The 4,457-nt window shown below is 53.8% G+C and carries 2 protein-coding genes and 1 pseudogene; all 3 read left to right on the top strand.

Annotation, left to right across the window (positions count from 1 at the left end; genetic code table 11):
• Nucleotides 1-18: 18 nt before the first annotated feature.
• Nucleotides 19-3,369 (top strand): annotated as a pseudogene (locus tag AF70_RS29560) (DUF637 domain-containing protein); the annotation flags it as partial.
• 4 nt (nt 3,370-3,373) lie between these two features.
• Complete coding sequence (locus AF70_RS29550) at nt 3,374-3,622, top strand: hypothetical protein (RefSeq protein WP_155944825.1); 249 nt, start codon at nt 3,374-3,376, stop codon at nt 3,620-3,622.
• A 260-nt stretch (nt 3,623-3,882) separates the two neighbouring features.
• Complete coding sequence (locus AF70_RS29685) at nt 3,883-4,149, top strand: hypothetical protein (protein ID WP_081625803.1); 267 nt, start codon at nt 3,883-3,885, stop codon at nt 4,147-4,149.
• Nucleotides 4,150-4,457: the final 308 nt, after the last annotated feature.

Here is a 4,457-nt window from a genome sequence, read left to right as displayed (position 1 = left end):
CAGAACGGCCTGTTCCGTTTGAGCCAGGAAGGCAGCACCAACCCGACCGGCACCGGCCCACAAAGCTGGAGCCTCACCGGCGCCACTGTCACCGCGTCCACCAGTGCGCCAGTCACCCTCAACCGCGTGCAAGGCTTGCCGAGCAATGCTGGCAAATCCCAACCGCACAAATACCTGATCGAAACCAACCCGGTACTCACCGACCTCAAGCAATTCATGAGCTCGGATTACCTGTTGTCGAACCTGGGCTACGACCCCGACCAAAGTGCCAAGCGTCTGGGCGATGGTCTTTATGAACAACGCCTGATCCAGCAAGCCGTGGTTGCCCGCACCGGCCAGCGCTTCATCGATGGCCAGACCTCCGACGAGGGCCTGTTCAAGTACCTGATGAATAACGCCATCGCCAGTAAGACGGAGCTCAACCTGTCCTTGGGTGTCAGCCTGACCTCTGAACAAGTCGCGGCCCTGACCCACGATATTGTCTGGATGGAAAATGCCGAGGTGAACGGCGAGCAAGTGCTGGTGCCGGTGCTGTACCTGGCCAACGCCAACAACCGCTTGGCCGCCAACGGTGCCTTGATCCAGGGCCGCGACGTGACCCTGATCGCCGGCAAAGACCTGAATAATGCCGGCACCTTGCGCGCTTCCAACAACCTGTCGGCCACCGCCACCAACGACCTGGTCAGCAGCGGCCTGGTGGAAGCCGGCAATCGCCTCGACCTGCTGGCCACCAACAACCTGACCAACAAGGCGGGGGGCATCATCGCCGGTCGTGATGTCTCGCAGACGGCCACCCGGGGCGACGTGATCAACGAGCGCACCGTCACCACTCATGAGAGCGCTAGCGGTTATCGCAGCGAGCGCACTGACTTCGCCGACAACGCCGCACGCATCGAGGCGGCTAACGACCTCACCGTGAAGGCGGGGCAAGACATCAACATTGCCGGTGGTGTCATGCAAAGCGGTCGTGACATGGACCTGAATGCCGGACGAGACCTCAACGTGTCTTCGGCGCAGGTCACCAACAGCGTGTTCCGCGACAGCAAGCACAACAGCAGCGACATCACTCAACTGGGTGCCAGCATCAGCGCCGGACGTGATCTGTCGGCCGATGCAGGGCGTGATATCAATGTCAGCGCCAGCCAGATCGATGCCAAGCGCGACATCGCTATGTCGGCGGTCGACAACCTGACCATCAGCTCGGCAGCGGATGAAGAGCACTCCCTGTCCAAGAGCAAAAAACTCACGGTTCAGGAAGATCACGTCAGCCAGGTCATGTCGGGTGTCACGGCGGGTGGCAACGTGAAGTTGGATGCCGGTAAGGATCTCGCGGTTATCTCCAGCCGCATTACCGCAGGCGATGAGGCGTACCTGGTGGCGGGTGACAAGCTCGACTTGCTGGCGGCGAAAGACAGCGACTACTCGCTGTATGACATGAAGAAAAAGGGCAGTTTCGGCGCGAAGAAAACCCAGCGCGATGAAGTGACCGATGTGAAATACATCGGCAGTGAAATCACCACAGGCGGCAACTTGACGCTAGCCAGCGGTGGGGATCAGCGGTATCAGGTGGCGAAGCTGGAGAGTGGCAAGGACATCACGCTGGACAGTGGTGGAAACATCACGTTTGAAGGCGTGAAGGACCTTCACGACGAGAGCCATACCAAAAGCGATGGGGATCTGGCCTGGTTTAAGGCCAAAGGTTCGGGCACCACGGATGAAACCCTCCGTCAGAGTCAACTCGTCGCCCAGGGACGACTGGTGATCAAAGCGGCTGGCCAGATCAGCATCGACATCAAACAAGTCGACCAGCAAAGCGTCAGCCAGACCATTGACGCCATGGTGAAAGCCGACCCGGCCCTTGCCTGGATGAAAGAGGCTGAGGCTCGAGGCGACATCAACTGGCGTCAGGTGAAGGAGATTCACGAGAGCTTTAAGTACGACACCTCAGGGCTTGGTGCCGGCGCAAAAATCGCCATCGCCATCCTGATGTCTTTCATCATGGGGCCGGCGGGACTGGGCTTGGTGGGCGCTGGCGCCGGGGGAGCAGTTGTCACCAGCCTGGCGACCACTGCGGTCACCAGCACCATCAGTAATAAAGGCAACCTGGGCGCGGCATTCAAGGAAACATTCAGTGCTGACAGCCTCAAAGGCGCCGCCATTGCTGGATTTACTGCGGGCATGCTCGATTACGCGGACGCCAATTGGTTTGCCGGTGCGTCGGAAGGTACAAAGTCCATTCTCACCAGTACCAACTTCACCGACATTGCGACACGGTTGGCTGGGCGTGCGGTGATTTCCAGCGGCATCTCAACCGCCATTGGGGGCGGCAGTTTTGGCGACAACCTCGGTGCGGCACTGGTGGGGGAGGCGGGCAATGTGGCCATGGCTACCGGGTTTAACTGGATTGGCGACATTACGATCAAGTTCCCGGAAGGCAGTCTCGAGAAAGTAGTCGCTCATGCGTTGATGGGCGGCTTGCTATCGAAGGCGATGGGGGGCGATTTTGCCACTGGCGCAGCGGCGGCGGGGCTCAACGAAGCGATGATGAATCAGCTGATCAGCCTTGCGAATGGCAACGATCAATTGCAAGTAATGATGTCGCAGTTGACGGGGCTTGTGGCTGCTGCGGCGGTAGATGGGGATCTTCAGCAGGGAGCCAACATTGCGGAGAATGCCACGACCTACAACTATCTCTATCACCGTGAGGTGAAAGAAATGCTGGCGGAAATGGACAGCAAGGAGACCGAGGAGGAAAAGCGAGCCGTTAGAGATCGATACGCCGCCCTCGACGACCAGCGTGAGCTGGAGCGTGATGAGCTTTGCAAGCGGTCCCCCGAAATCTGTCAAGCAATTGCTCATGGCCTGGTGGATGATGATCAGAAACTGACAGCACTGATTGAGCAACTGAGAGCTGAAGATAAGGGGGGGGCAGCTTTCTACGTAGGTCATATACAGGAGGGGAATCTAAGCTCAGCAGGGTCCATGGCGGCTGATGTGAGTTCTTTGAACGGTAGCGCCCTGACTAGGGTTGCTGCAGATTTTGTAAAAATGGGCATCGGAATTATTCCTGGTCTAGGAGCTGGAAAGGGAGCAACTACACCGAAAGAGATTGGGACCATTACGACAAGAACAACAAAAAATGAAACCCGTCTAGGTGGTCAACCGGGGGAGCCTGGTGTAAAAATAGTATTCAAGGATGGCACCGAGTTTGATATGACGCGAACTAGAGTTAAGGAAACAGAGAGTAATCCTTATGTTCCAGGTCGCACTAGACCAGTAAAATTTGACGACGCTGTTAATAAACAAGGTGATAAGCGAGCTCCGACTAAAGCGGAGTTAGAGTGGTTTGATAGTATTAAATGGGACTGATGAGATGATTGACTCAAAAACTGGTGAGCGAATTTTGGTCCAAATGGATGAGGTATATGGTCCTTATATTCGCGTGTCAACATTTCAAGATGGTGGCGCCTTGGAAGAAGTTTTGGATGAGATTTATTATGTGCTTTATTGGAAGGGAACCCCTGAGGATCTCAAAGATTTTGGCGGTAATGAATACTACTTTGGTGGTGCTGCTGATCCGGTAAAGTTGCAAGCTATTCTCGATGCTATTGAATTTCACTGACGGCGGATGTCCGTAACGGAGAGGATTTATTTTGCTAGGGGGCACCGTGAGGGTGGGAAAAAGAAGAAAAGGGGCCGCCCATTAGCCGGTCTCAAGTCAAAGAGAAAAGGGGACGGATTTATTTGTTTGTAACGGAGATATCGTACGTTATAACCCGACTACAGATGAGTTTGGTGTCGTATCGAGCGGGGGAAATATTCGCACATATTACAAACCTGATCCAGCAGTGCATGGGAAGGGATCTAATTTGGACTATTTCAATGCTCAATAGTAATAAAACATATATTTGTCCGGTCTGTAGGTATCCTGATCTTAATGAGGCCGCATATGATGGTTTTGGCTGCGCTTCGTATAATATTTGTCCATGTTGTGGAACGGAATTTGGATATGATGACTCGACAGTAGCTCACGCTGATTTACGTAAAAAATGGATTTCTGAGGGGATGCAATGGTGGAGTAAACATCAGCTAAAACCCACTGACTGGGATCCAGTTAGGCAACTAAAAGCAGCTAAAGTCATCGATTAGTTTTTGCGAAAGGTGGGGCGCAAAAGGCGATCCCCCCCCAAAAAAAAAGAACGAAAAACGGGGACAGACCACGTTTATCCTGAGAATGGCAGAGAATGGGGGCAGACTACGTTTTTCTGTGTCGCACTTTAGCGATCTGAAATAGTGTGAAATAGATAGGGAGATTGTTTTTCATAGAATTGACTAAGCTATTGGCATCATTAATTGTGAACGGATTCACCATATGCCACGCAGAGCACGTCTCTTGATGCCAGGTGTCCCCTTGCATCTGATTCAACGAGGAAATAATAGATCAGTTTGCTTTTTTT

The sequence above is a fragment of the Pseudomonas sp. KD5 genome (genome assembly GCF_012932895.1).
Lineage (GTDB): Bacteria > Pseudomonadota > Gammaproteobacteria > Pseudomonadales > Pseudomonadaceae > Aquipseudomonas.
The sequence above is the reverse complement of the archived record's forward strand: the minus strand, read 5'-3'. Positions and strand labels throughout refer to the sequence as shown.

Excerpts from the sequence above, each read along its gene's own strand:
- AF70_RS29550 (WP_155944825.1), top strand. The coding sequence starts at position 3,374 with ATGATTGACTCAAAAACTGGTGAGCGAATTTTGGTCCAAATGGATGAG.
- AF70_RS29685 (WP_081625803.1), top strand. The coding sequence starts at position 3,883 with ATGCTCAATAGTAATAAAACATATATTTGTCCGGTCTGTAGGTATCCT.